This is a genomic window from Vibrio sp. B172a (genome assembly GCF_030248355.1).
In the GTDB taxonomy this organism is placed as follows: Bacteria; Pseudomonadota; Gammaproteobacteria; order Enterobacterales; family Vibrionaceae; genus Vibrio; species Vibrio owensii.
On sequence record NZ_JAHGAC010000007.1, the window covers coordinates 251,352 to 272,739 of the forward strand.

Sequence of the window (21,388 nt, forward strand, 5' to 3'; positions counted from 1 at the left end):
CCAACCTGTCACATACTTACATAGTCTCATAGCGCATGTTTGCTTACTTTCTGCTTTCCATTAGCTGGGCAATTGATTTACAGGATTGTAGAAGAGTAGGTAATACGAAGGTGGCGAGACTGATTGCGAATTAACTTGTACAAGGCGTTATACCAAGAAGAAAGCTAGCCGAAGGAAATAAACATGGAAGTTCAACAACTTGCTGACATATTACTTCAATGGGGACCTGCTGGAGCAGCGGCAGTGTTAATTCTAATCGCAGAGAAAAAACTACGCAGTCGTTGGGATACTGCGAAAGGAAAAGACAGGACAATTAGTTCTTGGTTGTATGCAGGGAACTGGGTATTTATAGCTCTATTGCTAACTATTTTGTCTACGGTATGGGTTATAGATAGAAATAAAGCCACCATTACGATGTCAGGCATAGTTCAGGATTTAAGGCCTAGTTATAGAGTAAATGATCCGACTAAAGAGCTTTTTACTAAAATACAGTTAAAAAATAATTGGTTACAAGATGTTCACTGGCATTATTCTAAGACAAGACTTCCGAGTAACATAGAAATTCGCCTTGAGAATAAAAATGATTTTAATGACTATAGCATCCCTTTAGACATGGTCGATGATATTTTAGATATCCATATTATATTTAAGCGAGAAAAACTTTGGCTGAAGACTAAATCCGGTTTATACGAGTTAGAATCCGTTCACTCAGCATCAAGTGAGTTAAAGCCAACTGCATTTATAAATAAAAATAGGATACTCTTCCCTTTAATTAGCGTTGCAAATGCTAATGAATTAGTAGATATCAATTTAGTCTTTGATGCACTAGAATCCGAAGACTCTTATCTACGACAACACGCTAGCCAATATTTAGTTGAAAATATCAACTCATCGATACTAATAATCGAAAAAAAACTGTTGTCGAGCGAATCTTCAGAGGCCATGCTAATTGGCTTGGTAAGTGCTTTGGCAAGAGCATCTTCGCAAGAGTTAGTCTCAGAAAGGAAATGGGAACTCTCCGATAAAGCAGAAAGAAAAGTTTTCTCATTAATCTTTTCAGAAAATCATATTCTTGCGACACAGTCTAGACGCTACCTAATAAGAAATATAGACGAAAAATATCTAGAATTGTTAGATTACAAATGTGACTATGCTAACAACGCAATGCAACGTGATAAAGAGTACTGTTCGCACGTTGCACTCAACTTGATATACAACCTTGCTATTAAAAAATGGGGAGAATCAAGGGGGAACTCGCCTGAATCTGCAATAGAAAAAATAGAAGATGGGTTGAACATTTTAGATAATGGTTTAAACCTTGGTCAACATGCATCAAAAGAACAATCAATTCAGTTTGGTAAAATATTTTATGGTAAAGCCTTTCTAAGTCACGAGCTATCTAAAGTGCAAGACGAAAGTGATTCTAGCGATTCGATTAATAATGCCATAACTTACTTTCAGATGCTTCTCACATACATAGATGATGAACATTCTGGAGAATATGAATATCCGCATCATATACGGCAGGCAAAATGTTATATCGAAATGAGCACACAGAAATGTTTCGATGACTTTCCTCCTGAATAGCAGCATCATGAAAAATAATAAACATAGAGTGAGAAAGGTACACAATATTTTCCACAAAAATTTTAATCTTGGATTTAGGAAAAGTGGGTTAAATATATTATTTCTAGTTTCAAAAAATATGCAACTGAGGGGGGAGTATGGCTAAAGTTATTCTTTCATTAGATGGTGGTGGTATTCGCGGAGCGGCAACAACACAGTTTCTATCTCATATAGATGATAAATTGAGATCTGAAGCCAATTTATCTATTCGTGATTGTGTTGATTTTTACGCTGGTACTAGTACAGGCAGCATTATTGCACTAGCACTGTCAACTACGAACTTGTCTATGCGTGATATTAACAATCTGTATAGCTTACAAAACGCAAAAAAGATATTTACTGAGAATAAGGGGATTTTAGAGTTTGACGGACTGAACTCTCCAAAATATGAAGCGAGTGGAAAATCACAAGTTTTAAAACAGAACTTTGGTATTGCAAAGATTTCTGATGTCCCTAAAGACAAACATATCTTAGTTGTAACATATGAAGTTTCCACACGAAAGCCTGTCGTTATTAAATCTACCTCAAAAGAATTCCTTAGCCTGAAATCATATGAAGTAGCCGACGCCTCAAGCGCAGCTCCAACGTACTTCCCAACAAAAGAACTTAAAGATCTATGGCTTGTGGACGGAGGGGTAACTGCAAACAACCCGACAATGTGTGCAATCGCTGAAGCCAAACGAGTATGGGCCGATACTTCAATTAGCGATCTACGAGTTTTGTCCGTCGGAACAGGTTATCGAACAAGAAAAATCAATGGTCGAAGCTCTCAAAAATGGGGGGCAATTGGTTGGTTCTCGAAGGGTAATATACTTGATGTGTTATCAGATGAGAAGGTCGTAGCTTACCAAGCAAGAACATTGCTTGATGAAGGAAAATACATTCGCGTAAATGCTGATATGAGGAAGCAACCTGGTTTGAACAGTCCACCCGATGATGCCATGGATGACATATCTAAAGGTAACATTTCTAAGCTTCGGAAAATGGGGGATTGGTGGTTCAAACTTTATGGCGAGAATGTTGTTCAGTTTTTATTAGGACAGTACACTGGTCCATCTCTAGATCGCGTCAACCCAGAAACTGGCAAGCCAATTTAAGAGCCTTTCCTCTACCTATTACTCGCTTGCTTAAAGTAGTTAATAGATTGTTATGTTGGCAAAGCAATTTCCAAGGTTTACCCGAACTTTGGGGCGCCCCAAATAGCCCCCCATTTACTCAACGAGTTATTTTATCTTAATCATCTGTTTATCGACAGAGTCGCGATTTTGCAAGCTCGGCGGAATACATTCTATTATAACACTCTATTTCAGGCTGCGGCTTTGCCATTTAATAAGCTGCTCGACCTCATTTGCTTGCGCATCGTAATTTTTAGGTAGAGGTAGAACCCCTTCCGCTTTCTTTTGGTCTATCAAACCAAACTGCACCTCTTTAACGGTGTAGTGTTTCAAGAAAGCATCTTTCTTCACAATTTGCTCAACCGTGGATTGTTCAAAACGGTTTGGCGACTTCCCGTTTATCGTTACTTGCAGCTTACCACTGAGCTTATCCCACTGATATTCGACTTCAAACTTAGCAGGTTTAAGTACCTCTTCTTTAAGCTGCGTATTCGCAGCTTCATGAGGTATGTGCTCTTTCTGAGCTGTTGCCGCTTCACTTTTCGAGCGAGCGTTATCCATCGTTTCAACAATGACGTCACGCTTCAACTCTTCCTTGCGACGAACAAAATCCGCTTCCATCTTCTTGTCTGCAAACACAATGTTTAAGTCCTTGCTCACAGCTACGTCGATAACTTGCTCTTTAAACTCCTTCGTACCATTGATTTTCACCACCCCAAACTTTTCGGCGGCAAGCGTTAGAGCGGCTGCGGTATGGTTAATGTCAGCTTGTTTGCTGTGCATGACGATCTTTTCACCGTCATCACGAAACACCTTATCGCCCGTGTTCTTGTCAGAGAAGTCCACATAACGTTTTGTGTCATTCTTACTAGCAACTAGGTCGTTCATGGTCAACGTGATCTGCGCAGCAATCTCTCTAGCCTTCATGATGCGCTTAGCGCTCTCGACGGCGCTAAAGCTTTCGTTAGCTGAAACGATAGCATTGTCTTTTGTTTCTGGTGCACGGTGGCGCTCTAGTTCATGTAGTGCCATAGGTAACTCTCCAATGTACTCTTTACGCTGCAAGTGTTTGAGCAATCGGATGGACTCATCGAGCGGATTCTTTTTACCCCAACCTTGAGTAACGCTATTGCTGACAAACACGATGGAATTGACGGCTTGCTGCTCTTGGCGAACTCGTTGCTGTTGCGCGAGTTGCTGCCTCTGCTTGCCGTAAGTCGTCTTTAAGATTTCTTTGGTTTCATCCCAACTCAGCCCCATGTATTTCGTGCAAAAGTCACTGACGTTATAAGCTCGTGTTTCAGCTTTTATCCGCACAGAGCCATCTTTGGCCTTAAAGTGGCTGTACTGGTCTTTGACTAAACCATGAGAGTCGGAAAGGTGAGAAAGTAGGCTCTCAGCCTTTAGGTTTTGCCTGATAGTGCGAAAGCGACCGAGTTCGCATTGCTCTTGCTTATTTTCTTGGAAGGTGTCGAACAATTGCGTCACGTAGCTCTCGCTATGTTGCGCCTTGGCTTTGATGCGCCTAATGGTTGCCAGTGTCGCGTTCGGTGAAGGCTTTCGGTAAACCGAGAGTCGAACTACTCGTCGTCGAGGTTCATAACCAGTCCGTCGCAATTGAGGACTTCGACTGGTTTGCTTGACTGCCAAATGATCCGATGCATTATCATGCAATAGTTCTGTAGGACGATTTCCCCGTTTTCGTCCTGCTGTAGCCACATTGAGTTCGGACATACTTGGCAAGCCGTGGGGGATGTCGGTAAATCCTCTTGGGATGCCTCGTTCAACACCAAGCTTTCGATCACGCGCCCGTCTGCTCGTTGGAATATTCCGCTGGCTTGCTCCGGCGCCTCGTTCTGAAAGTCCGGTTCCAGTGCTTCGTTCAGAAAGTCGGGCTCCGGTGCTAAGGTTGTACTGTCGGTAATATCGTTCTCGTTGCTCATTTAAAAACTCCCCTTTTAGTTGGGTTGGCAGTGCCTTGTATTGCTCGCGCAATTTTGGGGCTGCATGGTGAATGTACTTGACCTCATGTGACTTGCTGTTGACCCACTCATTAACCAAGCGGTTCACCTGCTTTTCGCTCGGCTTTTCTCGTTTAAGTGTTCGATGCTCGATAAACTCAGGGCGAAAACAACTGTCCGTTAAGCGAACATTGCGCGATGAGCCGTGAGGTTTAATTTTGAGGTATTCGTCCGGCTTTCCGGCCTTACCTATCGATACCTCACCATGTTTCGCCAGCTCTTCTTTGAAAGCGGCCATAGTGCTGATGCTTTTGTCTTGGATAGCGTCAAACAGCTCAGACTTGAGTTTGGCGTTCGCACCTTTGAAGTTGTCGCCTTTGTAACGCGCTAACAGCTTTCCATTGTCGATATTGAATAATCTTTGATTATCTCTAGGTGATACCAAGTCATGCTTATAATTAATTTTTTCTTGGATAGCTTGAATATAACTCTCATGCGATTTGTAGAAGCCAAATGGATTTAAATTCTTATCATCGAGCAAGTTCTTTTTAGGTATGATAACGTGAACATGAGGAAAACGCTCTACTACTTCCCCTGTGCTCTTATCTTCGTAGGACTTAATTTTTGGAACATGAACTTCAGCATAAATATTAAATTCCTCGCTGACATACGCCGCCATTAACTCTGTTTTAAATTGCTTGTAAACATCTCTTATCACTTGCTCGCCAATATCTTTCTCAGCAAAACTCAAAGTGACATGAAAATAATTTTCAGGTTTGTCTGTTTTCGCCATAATTTTAATAATGGTATCGGTAATAGATAAATCCCCATCAATACAAATACGCTTATCTAATTGGTCGCGGTGCATTTCGCGATCGGACTTCATTCCATCGCGCAAATACTCTGCAATGCCATCCTTACCACCACGAACTCGAACTAACATTTATCCATGCCTTTTTCAAAAGCCGAGCGAACGCCAATCAAATCATTCATAATCTTGAGGTAGTTTCGCTCACTAACCACTTCACCACGGTAAGCTTGGTTTAGCTTCTTGGCGATTTGGTTAATGTTATTCGAGGTTTTATTGGCTAGAAAAAGCATGCGTTTTTGAGCATCAGTTTCCTCAACTGAACTGCTCACTTTCACCATGTTTTTCTCGTTTGATAAAATAACTTTTCGGAAAAGCTCAGCCTTTTTTATATCAAAGTTCTCTATAACACTTTTAAACGGCTTATATTCAGAAGGTGTTATCCTTGTTTGAATATGAATAGTGGCACTTTCTTTTTCCATAATTAAACTCGTAGAGTTTCAGGGGTTCAAGGGGATATTATCCCCTTAGCACGCGAATGTATACATTCGGCAACGTGCCTATGGAAATAAAAAAGACTCGAAATGGGTCTTTTATTTTCACACATTCACTAGTATTTTTTCACATATTAAGTTAGAACTATCACAAGGCGAGCATTTAATCATCATAGTCTAATCATACTTATATCACTGTTTTATCACAGAGAGGACTTATGTACTCAGAAGAAACGCTTAATAAGCTTATACAGGATATTAAAAATGACTTGGATAGCAAACTAATGACTACACAAGGTGTATTCTACAAGTACATTTCCAAATTGATTGCGTTTAAACGAAACGGGTTTAGTTATTCAAGAATATATGAACACGGTCAGTTCAGCATTGGTAAATCACATTTCTACAACTTACTTCATAAAGCCACGATGCAGATAATCGAAAGCAATGAAGTTCAACAACAACCATGTACGGCGAGCGAAGACATTAAGCGAAGCACGCTGAAGTCAAAACCACGAACTAACTTTTCTGATTCGGACTGGAAAGCAATTGGTATTCACAATGAATATTTAATCAGCGTCTTGCAAGAAACCGACCTCACACCAGAAGAAGTAAAAAGTTGGAACTGCCCTAACCAAATTCAACTGAGTACGCGAATCAATGAATATCGTATGCGTAAAATGAAGAGGAAATAAACATGTACTTAAATATTGCTGTCGTTAACAACTCAGGCAACGTAGGTAAATCTACCATCTGTGACATCCTGTTAAAACCAAGGCTACAAGGGGCACAGGTTGTCAAAGTCGAAACCATTAATTCAGATGGTACGAACGACGAAAAAATCTCAGCAGAGCAGTTCGAAGACGTACTTAATAAAATGGATGAACATGATTGCTCAATCATTGACGTTGGCTCTTCCAATATCGAAAACTTTCTATTGAAAATGCAGGAGTTCAAAAGCAGTCATGAAGATATTGATTACTTTTTAGTCCCTGTTACCCCATCCAACAAACAGCAAGTGGACTCTGCTACTACTATTCAAAATCTAATGACTCTTGGTATAGAGCCTGAGCGCGTTAAAGTTGTGTTCAATATGGCAAATAAAAAACTGGCCGTTACCAAAGAGTACGCAGAATTTTTAAGTGGTATACCTTCTGGCATTTCACTATCAGAATATCCTGTCGTATTCGAATCTACAGTGTTTGATTTGCTCGCAAAAATAGATCGCCCATTTTTGGACGTATTAAATGACAAAAGAGATTACCGCACATTAATTCGTCAAAGTGAATCAAAAGAAGAACGCAGCATTCTCTCTTTTGAACGTTCTGCGCATCGCCTCGTCAACGGGTTTAACGATGAATTAGACCAAGCATTTTCTGCGTTAAAGCTAATCTAAGGGAGGCAACATGAACAACCTTGCCCAAATAACTAAAGAGCTCACCCTTGATGAGCTCCACGAACTCCGAGAAGCGATCCTTGCGTTAAGTGAGGCGTTGAAGCTCGTTCCGAGCGAGTTTGACACCTCGTTTCAGAAAAAAATAAATCGCCTGCTCGATATCACCAGTGAAGTTGAACACCACAGCAGGCAATTAAGAACTGATATCGAGCATTCTCAGCAATCATTTCACAACTCATTCAAAGAAGATTTGAGAAATGAGTACGATCAACAATTGGTAGCCATCAACAAACTAATCTCGGGCAAGTTGAGTGGCTACATTCCGGTGAATAAAGGTTTCTTCTTCACTGCCTTACTCGTCAATGCTGTGTTTGTTGGCAGTCTTTTAGGAGGCGTGTTCTACCTATTAGCGTTCAAGTTGTGAGTGAACTATATGCTTAACACATATCCACAATCGGCAGGAGATATTTCCTCGCGGTCTCCTGTCCTCCTCATATGGATATGTGTTAAGCATTACCATCAGTAACCAATAAACGTCTTTTAGATAACCAATAGCATTTGAATAAATGACGATACCCGCACGATTTTAAAACCACATGAATAGAGATTTAGAAAGGGAAAGCTTTAGAATAGTCTCGGGTGCTCTTGGCTTACTGCCATTAGCTTTTCTCTAAGTAGTATTTGCAAGTGGTAGAAAGTACAAAGCCCCGAATGAACTATAAATTCAAACGAGGCCGTGTATGTATCTGACAGTACAAATACTAGCCTCTTTGCCACAAGGAGGCAACGAAAAATGCCAAAAAGTAAAACCGCCTTAGCGGGATTAACGGTAATTTGTATCACCGTATTGGTAGGACTATGGATAGTTCGAGATTCACTATGTGAAGTGCAATACAAGGATGGGAATACCAACTTTCTGGCCCGCTTCGTTGTCTACGAAACGGTGAAGTAAGCTGGACAGAGAGAGGGGTTACAGGAGCCCTTCTCTCTGATTCAGTGCTGTCTAGATGTAAGTTAAAGGGCACCCATATTTTTAAGCACACTCCCAAATGATCTCCTCGCCTCGTTCCTTTTCGTATTGCAAGTCCTCTTCATTCAAGTATCCCGTTTGCGTATCGTCCCAACGGCAAAAATACGCACCTTCTCGCTCACACCACCATTTCACTTCAATCATGCTCTATCAGGGCATCGTTACCAATGCCCTGCTCCATAGATTAGTATTCGCTTGGCAACAAGAATGTTGTCACGCTACGATCGCCTTCGGTGATGATCCAAATACGCTCACCTGCGAAGTTATAAGCTGACAGAATACGCAAACCGTGGCGCGTAGCTTCGTCGTTAGCAACCTTATCTTCGATACACAGTTCACCCCAATCGCCGTTTGTATGGCGAATTAAGCAAGGTAGTAGCAACTCATACGGCAACTCATCAAGCAGTTGACGTATGCCTTGAGTGAAAGCAATCTCACCGAGTTTAAATGCTACAGCCGTACTGGTGTGGATTTGGCGCTTATTTTCGTTTACATTATTCATATGAACCTCATTGGTTTGTGTATGAATGCCTTAGCTTTTCCGTCGCAAGTGGAGCTAAGGCGTTTTTATATCTGCCGCTAGTACGGCAGACGCTCAAACCGAAAGACCTTTTCACAAGCGGTCGATTCGTCTGTCACAACAAAGTCGCTTAGACGTTTCGCCACCTCTTCAGGATCAGCCGGAGAGAATCGGAAAATCTTCATCGCTAACCCAGCGTTGGCAAGCTCACTAGGGCGCACATCACTTCCCATCGCCACCTTAAAAGCCTCATCTTTTGAGGCAGCCTTCGACTCCAAGTTCGAGAACTTGGTCGGTTCTGATTGCTTAGTGATGGTTTCGCGGATTACGTTTGAGTCAGTCATGGCTAGGTTTCCTTATGGAGTGAATTTTCATCTTCGTCGTTGCCTGACTGTCCAACCCTCAAACATGGTTCTTCTCTGCAGGGGCGCGCAGCGTTCATATACCCTTGCAGATAAGGTTCTGGGTGAGGATGGTTACAGGAAGTTGCAAGGCGATAGGGAAAATCACTAGGAAACCAATGACTGACGAGAAGGGAGGACGCGATTTACCAGCCACTTAGCAAACATAATCGAAATGACTTTGTGACTATGGTATTGCCATAGGAATGCTTTTGCGTTGGGTGATTGTTCACAGGAACTAAGCCGAACAGAAAGAGGGATGGCACCAAGTGAGGAACGAACCTGGTGCAATTACCATTTCGTTTTGAGGCTAGTTATCGTGGGAGGAACATAGTGACGGAGTGCCGCCCAACGGAATGAACCGAGCGACAGCGGTGTGCCGCCTAGCGAGAACGCCCAATGTTTTGTGTAAATAGACTTTGTCTGTAAGAATTCAGATTAGAGAAACGAGAAACGAGAAATGAAAAAGAGATGAGTAAGACTTCAGAAAAACGCCACTACCATGAAGTAAACGGCATAGAACGAGTAGAATATCCCTGTAAATGTGGTCAAGGTTTCTATCGATATGATCCAGACGGAGAACGCTCAACTCATAACCAATTGCCACATCGATGCACCAAATGTTATGAACAAGTATTCTTTAGTATCCCCTACCCTGCACTAAGGTATAAGGGACGCATATTTGTAGATTGGGAAACAGTGAGAAAACCTAGCGATTGAAGAGTAATCGAGCATTACACTGTGATGAAGATTAAGAACGGTTCACATGGGAGGTTCTTGCTTTGTTTCATTCCAATAGACCTCCGCTAAGCTCATCTCATGCAAGTTTCGATTCTTCCTGATATTGTCTGAAATTAACTTAGGCATATAAGGAAGCGTTAGTAATGAGACCAGCTTCTCTACACTTTCACCTTCTTTTGTTAGCGCTAATTTTAAAGCCCTATACTCAATCGCAAAGGCCGAACCTTTCTTGATCGCAAAATCACAGTATTCATTTAGTTCTTTTACCCTGCTTTCCAAACGATTGCATTCACTGCTCTTCATTTCAATTGCGCGCTCATAGTTCTTCGCACGCTGAACGCTAGGCTCTAACTGTTTTAGCTCTGATTTCGCTTCAAATATTTCGCTTTTAATACCTGACAGCAATTTTTCTGCTTCTATTTTTTCTCTTACTATAGCTTCATTAACCAATTGGCTGACATCTAACAGTTCACTATCTTTTTGTTTTACTTGCTCTGTTATATTGTTCAACTGAATAGTTTTCTGCTGAATTTCTTGCACAACTTTCAGCATTCGACTCTGTTCGTCATTCCTCATCATAGTCAATTCAGACTCTAACGCTGTAACTCTTCTGGCTCGTTCTCGATTCCAGTCATCAACTAATTCCGCTTTGTAAGCGCTTAACTTTGCGGTCATTTCAGACTCAAGTGCCGCCCGAGCTTTAACGAGAGCTTCACTTTTCATGACTGCGGCAGATCTAACCTGCGATTCCAATAAAGCCTTGGTTTTTTCCAGTTCCTCGACGCTCTCTTGGAGCTCCACTAGATACTTTTCTTCATTGGTTTTAGTTACATTAATCCTTTGAATTTCTTGCTCAAACTTGGATACGGTACTGTCATGTGCTCGCTTAACCTGTTGCTCTTTTGTAGATAGCCGCTCTTCTTTCTTTTGAACAGCGGACTCCAAACGTCGCACAGCTATCAACCGCTCTTTAGTTTTCTTTTCTCTTTCTGAGGCTTCTAGCAATACAGCGCTATGGGAGTCATTAAAGTGGTGAAGTGATTGGATCTTAACTTTACACCCTTCAAGGCTGTTAAAAGTAGATGCATCCATTAAGTCAGAAACATCAATTTCTATCAGGTTTCTATGTGACTCTCTAATATCTTGAAGCTTTTCAGAGTCACAAAAATGTTTGTTTGCGATTTCTACCCAATATTTTTCTTGTCCAATATCAACGATCAGGTCAGGTCGCTTACCATCCTCCGTTTGCTCAAGCCTTACATTCTCTATACTGACAAGTGCGCAATCTTCCGCACGCACCCAAGCCCTGTCGATTGGATGTGGTAATTTCAGTGATTTAGCAAAGAATTCTTTTGCTGTGAGGTGCAATTGCGTTTCATACGCCGCAGAACAAGAATCATCAGATTTATGTGAGAAATGGTGAGCTTTGACATTCCCTTTATTAGCTATCAATGGCCTAGAGCAAGCGGCACAGATTACGTTTTCCTGTAAGCCACTGTGAACCTCTTCGATTGATACAATTTCAGTAGGTGAGTCTTTATAAACAGCTTTCGTTATATGAAAATCTAACAACTCTAAACTCCCATTTAGGCTTAAGCTAAAGAGCTTATGGTGCAGCAGACCAACTAAGCCCTAAAATCGGCTCTCATTCTAATGTTTCATTGTTTCTGACAGGTCTGATCGCAACTTAACCTTTTGATATGCAACTAAAATATACAACTATCTTCTAGATTAAAACTCAATGCTTCAAAAAAGGTAGCGAAGCTATAGAGCTCATCCCATGACACACTATCAACAATAACAAACGTCTTGTTATCAAGGTTGAACGCTATCCTAGTCGTTGATTCTTCACTATACGCGAAGTACTTCCTTAACGACTCTTCTTCCCAAAATTCCAAATTCGCATCGATAATGCCATCCAAAAAATATGGTTCATTTTTTTGTTCACTCCCATATAAGTTAAAGCCATTACATGAGAAGCCGTTTGTTTCCTTTAGGATCGAAAGGTAATCACTATCTAGCTTCAGATTGAACAGCTTTTCAACTTTTCTTTTGCATTGTTCAACATCTGCGTCATTTGCAGAAGGAACGAAAAAACCAACACCGAACATCTGATGTTCTTTTTCATTTTGGAGCTTTAGCATCTCCAACATATCTCTATCTGACATTTTCATCCCTACTTCTTGGGGTAAATAGTGCCATCAGGCACAGGCCACTGAACTTCTGCAACATTACCAACTGTGAGGTTTTTTGTCGTTTGTTTTTGATAGGTCGTTAGTGCCGCATGTTCTGGAGCTTTCCTAATCAAAACCAAGTTTGAAAAATCATTTGTACCACTATCATCTAACGGCAGTTTGTGGTGCACTTCAAAAGATGCAGGAACTCGACCAAATGAGAGTTTGTTTATTTCCTCTTGAGGTACATTTAATGCTTTTAGCTTCTTTGTCACTTCGCTGTCTTTGGAGAGTTCTATTAGGTAGTTTTTCCTAACCCCGTTGTTGAACTCTTTTCTCAGCTTGTTGAGCTCTTCTCTGCTTCTTTTTAGGTAGGAAATGTCGAGCATTTTCATATCATCAAGAGTGATATCCTTACCTTTGTATTTACCAACAAAGCTCGTTAGATCATCTGCAAATTTTCCCGGAATGGCAATTGCAGCCATTGATGCTGCACCGAGCAGTGTAGGGTTTTGGATGAAGTTTTTCCCCTCCTCTGTTAATGATTCAATATCATCAGCGAGCATTGAAGCAGGGTCTAGCTTAACCGGCTTAATCGCATCCAGTTCAGGGTTCGCCAATACCTCATCAAGATCGAAACTAGGCACTTCAACTTTTTCTTGGCGGCCAATCACTCTTTGCCGATTTGCGGCCCAACGAGCTTCATCTTCTTTTGAATAGGTCAGTTCTTCTTTACGTGCCAAACGCTGCCGTTCAGCAAGTTGTTTGAGAGTTTCTCCAAGCGTCTGTGTTTTAGGGCTTACCTCCCCCTTAACGAGTGGAGTGTAACCTCCACCGCTACTAGTCGCTATGTGCTTCTTTTCAATATCATCGTCATCCATAGATAAATACATCTCCCATAAGGCCAAGTGCCTATCATATAACCGTATTTTTATACTGGTTATACATTGAAACGCAAACCGTCACTTTCACTATAAAAAAGAACGTATTAACGAGAATCACAAACAAAAAGACGCCCCCAAAAGGACGCCTTTCTAACAAGCTTAAGTATTTCACCTAGCCGATGGTGACATTCGCTCACAGTCATCCTCAATAAACAATTTGCTACCAATCATCTGCCTCATTTCTGCCCCAAAACCTTTCTAGCACAAGAATCAGGACTCATTTCTTTTGTCATAAATCGGCCTATTTTAGGTAATGCTAAAAGTGGCTACGATACTGGTGGCTATTCAGATTGCTCTATGACAAGGACTACCTACCCAATTAATGAGTTTTTTGTCAGATAAGAAAAGGGGTTCAGAGTTATAAGTCACTAAATTATAATGCCTTATTGATAATATGCATTTTACATAGACAAATTAGTCTAACTTATTGACAGTCATTATTTGACGCTCTATATTAACCTTGTTCTAGACAAAAACGTCTTAAAGTCTGCAAGCAATAACGCTTTGCTGATTAACAGGTACAGAGTATGAGCAACGAAAACATCAACAAACAGCTTATAGAATTCCTCATTGGTTCTAGAACTGAAGCAGGTCTTTCTCAGGAAGATGTTGCAGCACGTTCTGATATCTATGGTATGGGAAGAACTCTTGATCAAAGGGCCGTTTCCCGAATTGAAAAGCAACCACTGAAAGCAGATGCGATAAAAATGGCTGGTTACCTGAACGCAATAGGTATGGAACCAAGTCGCTTCTATGAGTTCCTAAACCAAATAACTTACAAAAAGGAAGATATTTCCATGTCTATTATCACTACAACTGAAGTTGCAACAAAAGTAGCACAGGCCATAGATAAGATTACCGATACAAAATCCGCTATTGCTAAAATCGCTAAAGAGAGAAGCTACATTGATTCGATTGAACTTGGAGACAAGTTTGAAAAGTTCGAAGAGCTTCTAAAATCTCTAAATGGAAAGCCTATCATTGGTGGTTTTGGACACTATGACTCAGGCAAAACCACAATGTTCAACACGTTAACGGATGGGAAGGTACTAAAAGAAAAGTTCACTCCAGCTACCTGCGTGGTAAACCTGTTGATGCACACGGATGATCAACCATCCATAATCAATGGCCAAGTGGCAATCTTCCGTAAAGGTTTTAAGCCATACATGATTCACTCTCAAGAACTGGTCAATAAGTACCTGATAGAGCAAGGCGGTACCGATATTCTAGACCGTTTAGGCGTACACAATTATGATGAATCATTTGAGAACGAAGCGTACATCGCAATCGTGTTCATGGATGCGCCTATCCTCAAAAAAGTGTGGTTGATGGATACTCCAGGGGATCTAAACAGTGAAGATGACAGCGACACAGAAAAAGCGCTTGGTGGTGTAGAGCTAGCTGATGGTGTTGTATTCTTGTCTATGCACGCTGGTTTCTTTAAGGAAAGTGATTTGGGCTTTGCAGCAAATATCATCCGTCAGCGCCCACCAGTCGATAAAAATAATCCTCTGAAGCATCTATTATTCGTCCAATCGCACTGTCATAGCGATCTAAATGCTGATGATGTTTCTATGGTTGGTAAAGTGACGTTTAAACGCGTGAAGAAGCAGCTAGATAAGCTAATTTTCACTCATTGGATAGAAGATGGTTATATCGATGAAGCACCAGAACCTCATGAACTGACTGCTCGTACACAACCGTTCTGGCGAGAGAATGAGCTATATCGTACATCGCTTATCCGTCAAGTCGATGAGATGGCAGATTACCTGAATGAGAATCATGCTGCTATCGTAGAGCAAAATATCAAGAATATTTACTCTCAAGCAGATAAGGTTCTAGCGGTTGCTATTGAATCATTGAAAGACAAAGAGCAATCAAGTGTTGACCGTGTAAATGAGGTCAATGAACAAGATGCGCGATTTCGTAAACAGGCTTCTAAAATAAAGGCCGATTTCGAGGAACTTATTGCATCTTGTGCTGACCGTAAGAAAAAAGATCTTTCTGATATGAAGACGTTCTATCAGTACAATTCATCTGCGGAAGGTTTGGAAACGCTGATTACCGAAACTTATGATGACAAGAAAGAAGCTCAAACAGAAATTGGCAATTATTTCAGCCAGCTGATCACCTCTAAACTTGAGAGTAACCTAAAATCTAGCGGTAAAGTTGTCTCAAATGAGGTGGACGCCCTTCTGGTGCGATGGCAAAAAGCAGCTCCTAAAATGACAAAGGCTTCTATTGACTCAGAAATTGGTGGGCTTGATATCGATGTTTCTGAATTTAACTCCCGCGCAGCATTTGTTGGTGGTATGGCCGGACTAGGAAGTCTAGGTGCAATGGCACTATATGTATCTACGATTGCAAGCAACTTAGGGGCTTACATCCTAGTTGGTAAAGCTGCGGGTGTGCTTGTTTCGTTAGGACTTGCCAGTAGCGTAACCTCAGTTACATCGTTCGTGGCGGCTCTTGGTGGCCCGATCACTATCGGTATTGCCATTGCAGCTGCGATTGGATATATGGTTTATCGTTTAATGGGTAGTTCATGGCAGAAAAGCCTCGCTAAAAAGGTTGCTGAAGCAATCAAAAAGGAAAACGTTTGGGACCAAATTGAAGATTGCATTGCTAAGTTCTGGAACAATACTGAGACTGCAATTCAGGCTGGTCTAGATGAACTGGTAGAACAAACTGAAGAGTACATCAATAAGCTGAAGGAAGATGCAGCTACAGAATATGACATTGATGAATTAAAGCGTTCTGTTGAAGCTCTAGTTGAGATTCGTGACTTACTAACTGGAAAGTTTGAATCTAAGACGGCTTAATCATTACAAGAGGGGTCTGCGTTCATTGCAGGACCCTCTTTCAAGTTTAAAGGGTGCAAAACAATGGCTTTATGGTTAGCGGTTATACCATTAGCGTATGGCGCAAAAAAATTATATGACGCATATAAGGAAGATGATGCACCATCAACATCTAACTCCAGCAAATCTTATGACTCTAATGCGAAGCTGAAATCGGCAAAGAGACGCAGAACTATAGAGAGAAAAAAGGCGTTAGAGAGTTTGATTAACGCGCACCGGGAAAAGCAGTTAAGCGATTTGCAGTCTGTTGCAAGCGACATTGCAGCTGTTGTGGAAAATAGTACACCAAACTCATATATAGTGAAGCACCAAGACATTGGGGTTCAGATTCGAGAGCTCACCAAAGCTAGACGATATTTTACAGTTAAGGAAATAGGTCGGCCAAGAGTTGCAAAGACAAAAGTCAGTCTACATTCTAAAGATTCGATCATTCAAAAAGCCCTTAAACAGGCAGAAAAGGAGTATGGATTACTTGCAGGAATAGATCACTTAAAGAGCTATGATGCTAAGGAAGACCCGTACCTAAAACACCTAAAGAAGAACAAGCGTTCTATCTTAGGTTTTTAATAACGTGAAAATAAAATAAACGGCTAGTTTGAGTTATTCTCGCTAGCCGTTTTTATTTTGAGTGGAGCGTTACCTCTCCATACGTGAGCTAATCCGTTATGTTCTAATTTAGTAATGTAACTGACAAGGTTTTGTCCAAGAACTTCACAGGTTGAATTTTTACCCGTGGCACTTTCTAACTCGAAAGTGCCCCAAAACTGTTTAGCTCAAGGTTCCTGACCACTTACTCATGTCAGTTCTTGACCTACATATACTAATAACAAATTATGAGCCTAGTTGATCATTTGTGATTATACAGACATGTTTTGCAATTTATGAGTGGAAGGAAGAATAAGACTCATAAAACAGTATGTTGCTGCTATGGCGTCTGTATTTTCTGAAAATACTATAAAGCCAATGTTTGCTGAAAAGAAACTGTTAGCGGATGTTCTGTTTACCTCACTTACTAGTACAAAGAACAGTTAAGTTTATTTAGAGTGCTACAGCTAAAGAGCTAGGTGTAGGTATTGCTCCAGTTAAGCGACATTGGAATAAAGTCTTTGTAGGTGACTAAACTAAAGCGCCCATTAAGCTCGGGCGCTTTAAAGTACTAGCTGAAATTATCTACATGATATCTAAGCTAAGGATTTCGCCTGTATCATTTTCTTCATCCCAGATACATGTAACTGAAGTCTCAGAGTTGCAATCTTGACATGTGAATTCACCTGATCCTGAATATTGCGTTGTATGATTTCCTGAAGGTTCTTCCCCCTCAATATTTAGTTGTGATAGGTCAAATGGGATATTGGCTCCACAATCTTCATTAACACAAGTGATGCTTGGCATAAATTCGATTCCTGTTATGTGATTTGTTCGCAAATTGCCTTTCAGTTCTTAGTTAGCTGAAATTGAAAAATCTATATAAGTCCGAGGCGTGTCATTTCATTTGGATCGGATTTTATCGCCGAAAGATCCATATCACACCTATGAAAGTGAGCTGTGTGTTTAAAACAGTTTCCATTAGGTTTGTTAGGAGATGAGTGTGCTGCGTGGACTATTCTTACATCCTGAGGCTCGTTAAATGTTGGTTCTATCCATTCAACGTATGCATCGTCATGGCTAGTAATTGGTTGTCTACACTCATCGCAAATAATAGGTAGTCCAGTGCTTTTTAGTGACATTATTCATCTCCTTTGTATACATAGAAATCAACCGAGATACCGGCTTCTTGAAACATTTCTAGGGCGACCTGGCCACTTCTATCCCATTTTGAATCAGAATCCCCGGGCTTCAGTGCCACAACACGCTTAACCCCTGCTTGAATAATTGGTCCGGCGCATCTGGAACATATTGGCTTACCCCATACAAAAAGGGTGGCTCCTCGAGCTCTGCTACCAGCTGCAATCAGTGCATTGACTTCAGCGTGTACCACAAGATCTAGTTTTGTCTCTTTATCTTGAAGTCGCTTTACACTATCCTCGACGCCAAATGGGAAACCATTGTATCCAATAGTTATATCTCCCCCTTTTTTAGAGAAAAGAACGGCTCCAACCTTTGCATTGGGATCTTTTGACCACTCTGAGACATGCTTTGCTAATTTACAGAAGCGTATATCCCATTTAGACATGGGCATATCTGCCCAAGACCATTTGGATGGTTTACCAGTTTTGCTCAAGGATCACCTCTCCATTAGAGTCTGTATGCTTAACATATTGGCGATTGACACCTTGACGAGTTACTTCGTCTACGTGCAGAACTTTACCCACGCAATTCCCATCTGAATCTAAGACGTCATATTCATATAAGTCTTTCTCAGCCATAGAACCTTTGGTTCTATAACTAGTTCTTTTGAGCGATTGAGTAGGAGACAGCTTAAGGACATTTTTTAGTTCCATATTGCTTCCTATTATTGAATTGTTAGGTGTTTGTATGTGTGCAGTATCTATGATACTTGTTCCATTTGTTCGTGAGGAATATTAATTAAAAAGAAAGAAGTGGATAGAGGGAGTTGTGTGTTTTGTGAGCTATAACAATATGTTGTCATATCCCCATATAACGTATTGATGTCGCAATGTAGTGGATAAGTGAAATTGGTCACTACACTAGAGGTTTTGCAATACCTGAGGTAATCCTCTAAATGTTAATTTAGCAAAATCACTGACTCATTTATGTCCAAATTCGAGCTAACGATACCTCCATTTACTCATAAACTTTAATCCTTAGTCTTAAGAACGTCATAGACTTTTCGAATAGTATTAACAGCACGGCCAGTTTCCGCGCTCGCTTTCCGAAGTGATAGTCCGCTCTTATAAGCCCTCACTACATCGGGGTAATCTTCCAGTAAAGTATCTGCTTTTTTGCTTGGCCGACCCAAGCTCCGCTTATTGAGCAATTGAGAACGGCGCTGGCCGCCTCGAACCTTTCTTTGGTGATGGCGGTACGTAACAGAGCATTCGTGGCCGTTCACCTTGCGCTTACCAAGGTTTCGAATATCTTCGTTAAGTAAGTGTGGAGAAATACTTAATAGGTCACTGTATTCAGTAAGAGAACCTAGTTTATGTTGTTGTGGTTGTATCAACTTCAACAAACGCTTTTCTAGGCTTCCGAAGTGATGAAAGAACCCAAGCACCTTAATATTTTGTATGCGACCAAACTTCTCTAAATCACGGCAGATCTCCGACGTTCGTTCTTCTATGCTTCGAGTTGTCATTCCGACTTTGAGCAGCGGATAACAAACCTCATCTTGCTCCAAGCTGACCCGCAATACATACAGGTGTTGTTGCAGAACAGTCGCTAGACGAAGTCGGAAAAATTTGGTGGTTTGAGTGTCATGAGCTACATCATGTGCGATCAACTGCTTTTCCTTCGCTACAAATAACGCCTCTTGGAGCTCGGCATAATCTGGTATAGACAAGTATCGCCCAGCACGGGAATTGAGAGTGAGCAACTGTTTAGCACTCTTTGAGAGTCTTGGTCTGTCATCTCCTTCTTGAAACCCAACGAGTCCAGAAACGACCAGTTCATCGAACACAGCTCTTTGCTTCGTCGATAACCAAGTTCGACTAAAAGAACGCCATCGAGATAGCTTTTCAAGCAAAGTAATCTCTGTCTTGGAAAGGCCCATATCCACATCAAACAAAGGTAAGGCGGTCATCTGCAATATTGCTTTAGCATCAGCGCAAGTCTGGCCGTCATGAGCAAAATGATGTTCCTTTTGTGACCCTTTCTTGGCCAACAAGCCTTGCCCACAGAACGGACAACTTAAAGGGACGCGGCCAGCACTCACTTCGTGAATACTCACTAACTCGCCTTGTTTATTTACACCGTGGCTTAAAAACATAGTTCACCTGTATCACGAAAGTATCTTCAATCTAGATTAATGCTAACACTCAGAATTTCCAACATACTTTCTTGATACAGTTCTAAAATGTCGATTTCGTTCCGTCACCTTACAAAGAATGATAGCGCCAGCCTACTAAAGCAGCTTATTTGAAGATACGTAGATTTTGGGAAATATCGTGAAGTTTATAGAAATAAAAAGGCAGCCGAAGCCGCCTTTTTAAACCCAACCTCGCTCAGCAAACGAAACCGTATCCTCAAAAGACACAACAAAGTGATCGAGAACTCGCACATCAATCAATGCTAGAGCATCAATCAAGCGACGCGTAATGCGTCGATCTGCTTGGCTAGGCTCAACAACACCTGATGGGTGATTGTGGTAAAAAATGACTGCGCTTGCGTTTTCGGCTAGAGCTTTTTTGACAACTTCGCGAGGGTACACTGAAGCGGCATTAACGGTGCCAGTAAAAAGCTCCTCAGAAGAACGTACGCGATGCTGGTTATCTAGAAAAATAACCCCAAACACTTCATTCTCACGCGCAGCTAAGGAATAGCGACAAAAATTCTTCACCATCTCAGGCGAACTAAGAGCTGGCTGCTCACTAATACATAACTTTGACTTAAGAATTGCCGCAGCTTCATCTAAAGCCGCTTGTTCGTGTGCTGTGAACAAACCAGAATCCGAATAAGCGACAGAAGCCAAGCTTTGAGCTCCTTCTACAGTTTCAGTTTTGTTCTCTTGCGCTTCCAAAGAAAATGTCATCACGACATCATTTGAGAAGTGGTAAATACAGTCACAAAACCTAACACTCTGAAGCACGCCCTCTTTAATAGTCAGATAGATAACCATGCTTGAGTATTCCTTGTTATACCACGCAAAGAAATCCTCTTTTGCCATTGCAATAGGCTCATTATGGCGGAAACAATCATCCATCCCCATAGACTGAGTTTTAAGCATAACGGTATCCGCGTACGCAAGTAACCGAGCGATTTTCTTTTTGGCATTCTTGCGCAGCTTATGACCAGTAAAAGATTTTAAAAACTCATCTTTAGAGGCAGCCTTCGACTCCAAGTTCGAGAACTTGGTCGGTTCTGGTTGTTTAGTGATGGTTGAGCGGATTACGTATGAGTCAGTCATGGCTAGGTTTCCTTATGGAGTGAATTTCATCTTCGTCGTTGCCTGACTGTCCAACCCTCAAACATGGTTCTTCTCTGCAGGGGCGCGCAGCGTTTATATACCCTTGCAGATAAGTTCTGGTTGAGGATGGTTACAGGAAGCTGCAAGGCGATAGGGAAAATCACTAGGAAACCAATGACTGGTGAGAAGGGAGGACGCGATTTACCAGCCACTTAGCAAACATAATCGAAATATCGTTGTTACTATGGCACTGCCATAGGAATGCTTTTGCGTTGGGTGATTGTTCACAGGAAC

At 41.3% G+C, this 21,388-nt stretch carries 20 protein-coding genes; 8 read left to right on the forward strand and 12 right to left on the reverse strand.

The window, feature by feature from the left end; all coding sequences use genetic code 11:
- Nucleotides 1–183 precede the first annotated feature (183 nt).
- Both KIT90_RS09140 and KIT90_RS09145 read left to right on the forward strand, forming a co-directional pair.
- Nucleotides 184–1,587 (forward strand): hypothetical protein, encoded by a 1,404-nt coding sequence (locus KIT90_RS09140; protein WP_285376370.1) that lies wholly within the window; start codon nucleotides 184–186, stop codon nucleotides 1,585–1,587.
- Between the two features lie 137 nt (nucleotides 1,588–1,724).
- Nucleotides 1,725–2,723 carry a patatin-like phospholipase family protein gene (locus KIT90_RS09145; RefSeq protein WP_285376371.1) on the forward strand — a complete coding sequence of 333 codons (999 nt, stop codon included), beginning with the start codon at nucleotides 1,725–1,727 and terminating at the stop codon, nucleotides 2,721–2,723.
- Nucleotides 2,724–2,927: 204 nt separating this feature from the next.
- On the opposite strand, the gene KIT90_RS09150 is transcribed toward KIT90_RS09145, so the two are convergent.
- Together KIT90_RS09150 and KIT90_RS09155 are read right to left on the reverse strand one after the other, a co-directional pair.
- Nucleotides 2,928–5,645: an LPD7 domain-containing protein gene (locus KIT90_RS09150; protein ID WP_285376373.1), complete on the reverse strand. Its 2,718-nt coding sequence runs from the start codon at nucleotides 5,643–5,645 to the stop codon at nucleotides 2,928–2,930.
- Nucleotides 5,639–5,992 carry a relaxosome NikA gene (locus tag KIT90_RS09155; protein WP_285376375.1) on the reverse strand — a complete coding sequence of 118 codons (354 nt, stop codon included), beginning with the start codon at nucleotides 5,990–5,992 and terminating at the stop codon, nucleotides 5,639–5,641. The genes KIT90_RS09150 and KIT90_RS09155 overlap by 7 nt, the downstream gene beginning before the upstream one ends.
- A gap of 230 nt (nucleotides 5,993–6,222) precedes the next feature.
- On the opposite strand from KIT90_RS09155, the gene KIT90_RS09160 reads away from it, so the two are divergent.
- The 4 genes from KIT90_RS09160 (at nucleotide 6,223) to KIT90_RS09175 (ending at nucleotide 8,352) form a co-directional block, all read left to right on the forward strand.
- Entirely contained in the window at nucleotides 6,223–6,699 is a 477-nt protein-coding gene (locus KIT90_RS09160) for a hypothetical protein (protein WP_285376378.1), read from the forward strand.
- A gap of 2 nt (nucleotides 6,700–6,701) precedes the next feature.
- A complete protein-coding gene (gene stbB / locus KIT90_RS09165) occupies nucleotides 6,702–7,400 on the forward strand; it encodes a StbB family protein (RefSeq protein WP_285376380.1) in 699 nt (232 codons plus the stop codon).
- Nucleotides 7,401–7,410: 10 nt separating this feature from the next.
- On the forward strand, nucleotides 7,411–7,824 hold the full coding sequence (locus KIT90_RS09170) for a hypothetical protein (RefSeq protein ID WP_285376382.1): 414 nt from the start codon (nucleotides 7,411–7,413) through the stop codon (nucleotides 7,822–7,824).
- A 369-nt stretch (nucleotides 7,825–8,193) separates the two neighbouring features.
- Nucleotides 8,194–8,352 carry a Hok/Gef family protein gene (locus KIT90_RS09175; protein WP_038888482.1) on the forward strand — a complete coding sequence of 53 codons (159 nt, stop codon included), beginning with the start codon at nucleotides 8,194–8,196 and terminating at the stop codon, nucleotides 8,350–8,352.
- Nucleotides 8,353–8,614: 262 nt separating this feature from the next.
- Here KIT90_RS09175 and KIT90_RS09180 read toward each other — a convergent pair whose 3' ends face one another.
- The 5 genes from KIT90_RS09180 to KIT90_RS09200 all read right to left on the reverse strand — a co-directional run bounded on the left by KIT90_RS09180 (nucleotide 8,615) and on the right by KIT90_RS09200 (nucleotide 13,147).
- Nucleotides 8,615–8,932 carry a type I restriction endonuclease subunit M gene (locus KIT90_RS09180; RefSeq protein WP_285376384.1) on the reverse strand — a complete coding sequence of 106 codons (318 nt, stop codon included), beginning with the start codon at nucleotides 8,930–8,932 and terminating at the stop codon, nucleotides 8,615–8,617.
- Between the two features lie 77 nt (nucleotides 8,933–9,009).
- The gene (locus KIT90_RS09185) at nucleotides 9,010–9,294 is read right to left on the reverse strand and encodes a hypothetical protein (protein WP_285376386.1); all 285 of its coding nucleotides are present in this window, start codon (nucleotides 9,292–9,294) and stop codon (nucleotides 9,010–9,012) included.
- Between the two features lie 819 nt (nucleotides 9,295–10,113).
- Nucleotides 10,114–11,664, reverse strand: coding sequence for a competence protein CoiA family protein (locus KIT90_RS09190; RefSeq protein ID WP_285376388.1), 1,551 nt, complete (start codon nucleotides 11,662–11,664; stop codon nucleotides 10,114–10,116).
- Nucleotides 11,665–11,798: 134 nt separating this feature from the next.
- Nucleotides 11,799–12,266, reverse strand: coding sequence for a YrhA family protein (locus tag KIT90_RS09195; protein WP_193291654.1), 468 nt, complete (start codon nucleotides 12,264–12,266; stop codon nucleotides 11,799–11,801).
- 2 nt (nucleotides 12,267–12,268) lie between these two features.
- On the reverse strand, nucleotides 12,269–13,147 hold the full coding sequence (locus KIT90_RS09200; protein ID WP_285376390.1) for an HNH endonuclease: 879 nt from the start codon (nucleotides 13,145–13,147) through the stop codon (nucleotides 12,269–12,271).
- 590 nt (nucleotides 13,148–13,737) lie between these two features.
- Here KIT90_RS09200 and KIT90_RS09205 point away from each other — a divergent pair.
- Nucleotides 13,738–16,032 carry a hypothetical protein gene (locus KIT90_RS09205; protein WP_285376391.1) on the forward strand — a complete coding sequence of 765 codons (2,295 nt, stop codon included), beginning with the start codon at nucleotides 13,738–13,740 and terminating at the stop codon, nucleotides 16,030–16,032.
- A gap of 63 nt (nucleotides 16,033–16,095) precedes the next feature.
- Nucleotides 16,096–16,638, forward strand: coding sequence for a hypothetical protein (locus KIT90_RS09210; protein ID WP_285376393.1), 543 nt, complete (start codon nucleotides 16,096–16,098; stop codon nucleotides 16,636–16,638).
- A gap of 603 nt (nucleotides 16,639–17,241) precedes the next feature.
- Here KIT90_RS09210 and KIT90_RS09215 read toward each other — a convergent pair.
- The 5 genes from KIT90_RS09215 to radC form a co-directional block, all read right to left on the reverse strand.
- Nucleotides 17,242–17,463 (reverse strand): hypothetical protein, encoded by a 222-nt coding sequence (locus tag KIT90_RS09215; RefSeq protein ID WP_074051656.1) that lies wholly within the window; start codon nucleotides 17,461–17,463, stop codon nucleotides 17,242–17,244.
- 334 nt (nucleotides 17,464–17,797) lie between these two features.
- A complete protein-coding gene (locus tag KIT90_RS09220; protein ID WP_074052000.1) occupies nucleotides 17,798–18,244 on the reverse strand; it encodes a deaminase in 447 nt (148 codons plus the stop codon).
- A gap of 31 nt (nucleotides 18,245–18,275) precedes the next feature.
- Nucleotides 18,276–18,512, reverse strand: a complete 237-nt coding sequence (locus tag KIT90_RS09225; protein WP_074051654.1) for a hypothetical protein — start codon at nucleotides 18,510–18,512, stop codon at nucleotides 18,276–18,278.
- A gap of 317 nt (nucleotides 18,513–18,829) precedes the next feature.
- The gene (locus KIT90_RS09230; RefSeq protein ID WP_285376397.1) at nucleotides 18,830–19,957 is read right to left on the reverse strand and encodes a hypothetical protein; all 1,128 of its coding nucleotides are present in this window, start codon (nucleotides 19,955–19,957) and stop codon (nucleotides 18,830–18,832) included.
- Nucleotides 19,958–20,176: 219 nt separating this feature from the next.
- The gene (gene radC / locus KIT90_RS27815; protein WP_306310021.1) at nucleotides 20,177–21,094 is read right to left on the reverse strand and encodes a DNA repair protein RadC; all 918 of its coding nucleotides are present in this window, start codon (nucleotides 21,092–21,094) and stop codon (nucleotides 20,177–20,179) included.
- Nucleotides 21,095–21,388: the final 294 nt, after the last annotated feature.

What these genes read in the sequence shown, in the direction of transcription:
- KIT90_RS09220 (WP_074052000.1), bottom strand. Translation starts at nt 18,244, where the DNA reads ATGTCTAAATGGGATATACGCTTCTGTAAATTAGCAAAGCATGTCTCA.
- KIT90_RS09225 (WP_074051654.1), bottom strand. Translation starts at nt 18,512, where the DNA reads ATGGAACTAAAAAATGTCCTTAAGCTGTCTCCTACTCAATCGCTCAAA.
- KIT90_RS09175 (WP_038888482.1), top strand. Translation starts at nt 8,194, where the DNA reads ATGCCAAAAAGTAAAACCGCCTTAGCGGGATTAACGGTAATTTGTATC.
- KIT90_RS09155 (WP_285376375.1), bottom strand. Translation starts at nt 5,992, where the DNA reads ATGGAAAAAGAAAGTGCCACTATTCATATTCAAACAAGGATAACACCT.
- KIT90_RS09160 (WP_285376378.1), top strand. Translation starts at nt 6,223, where the DNA reads ATGTACTCAGAAGAAACGCTTAATAAGCTTATACAGGATATTAAAAAT.
- KIT90_RS09210 (WP_285376393.1), top strand. Translation starts at nt 16,096, where the DNA reads ATGGCTTTATGGTTAGCGGTTATACCATTAGCGTATGGCGCAAAAAAA.
- KIT90_RS09195 (WP_193291654.1), bottom strand. Translation starts at nt 12,266, where the DNA reads ATGAAAATGTCAGATAGAGATATGTTGGAGATGCTAAAGCTCCAAAAT.
- KIT90_RS09170 (WP_285376382.1), top strand. Translation starts at nt 7,411, where the DNA reads ATGAACAACCTTGCCCAAATAACTAAAGAGCTCACCCTTGATGAGCTC.
- KIT90_RS09205 (WP_285376391.1), top strand. Translation starts at nt 13,738, where the DNA reads ATGAGCAACGAAAACATCAACAAACAGCTTATAGAATTCCTCATTGGT.
- KIT90_RS09215 (WP_074051656.1), bottom strand. Translation starts at nt 17,463, where the DNA reads ATGCCAAGCATCACTTGTGTTAATGAAGATTGTGGAGCCAATATCCCA.
- KIT90_RS09200 (WP_285376390.1), bottom strand. Translation starts at nt 13,147, where the DNA reads ATGGATGACGATGATATTGAAAAGAAGCACATAGCGACTAGTAGCGGT.
- KIT90_RS09185 (WP_285376386.1), bottom strand. Translation starts at nt 9,294, where the DNA reads ATGACTGACTCAAACGTAATCCGCGAAACCATCACTAAGCAATCAGAA.
- KIT90_RS09140 (WP_285376370.1), top strand. Translation starts at nt 184, where the DNA reads ATGGAAGTTCAACAACTTGCTGACATATTACTTCAATGGGGACCTGCT.
- KIT90_RS09145 (WP_285376371.1), top strand. Translation starts at nt 1,725, where the DNA reads ATGGCTAAAGTTATTCTTTCATTAGATGGTGGTGGTATTCGCGGAGCG.
- KIT90_RS09180 (WP_285376384.1), bottom strand. Translation starts at nt 8,932, where the DNA reads ATGAATAATGTAAACGAAAATAAGCGCCAAATCCACACCAGTACGGCT.
- KIT90_RS09230 (WP_285376397.1), bottom strand. Translation starts at nt 19,957, where the DNA reads ATGTTTTTAAGCCACGGTGTAAATAAACAAGGCGAGTTAGTGAGTATT.
- KIT90_RS09150 (WP_285376373.1), bottom strand. Translation starts at nt 5,645, where the DNA reads ATGTTAGTTCGAGTTCGTGGTGGTAAGGATGGCATTGCAGAGTATTTG.
- radC (WP_306310021.1), bottom strand. Translation starts at nt 21,094, where the DNA reads ATGACTGACTCATACGTAATCCGCTCAACCATCACTAAACAACCAGAA.
- stbB (WP_285376380.1), top strand. Translation starts at nt 6,702, where the DNA reads ATGTACTTAAATATTGCTGTCGTTAACAACTCAGGCAACGTAGGTAAA.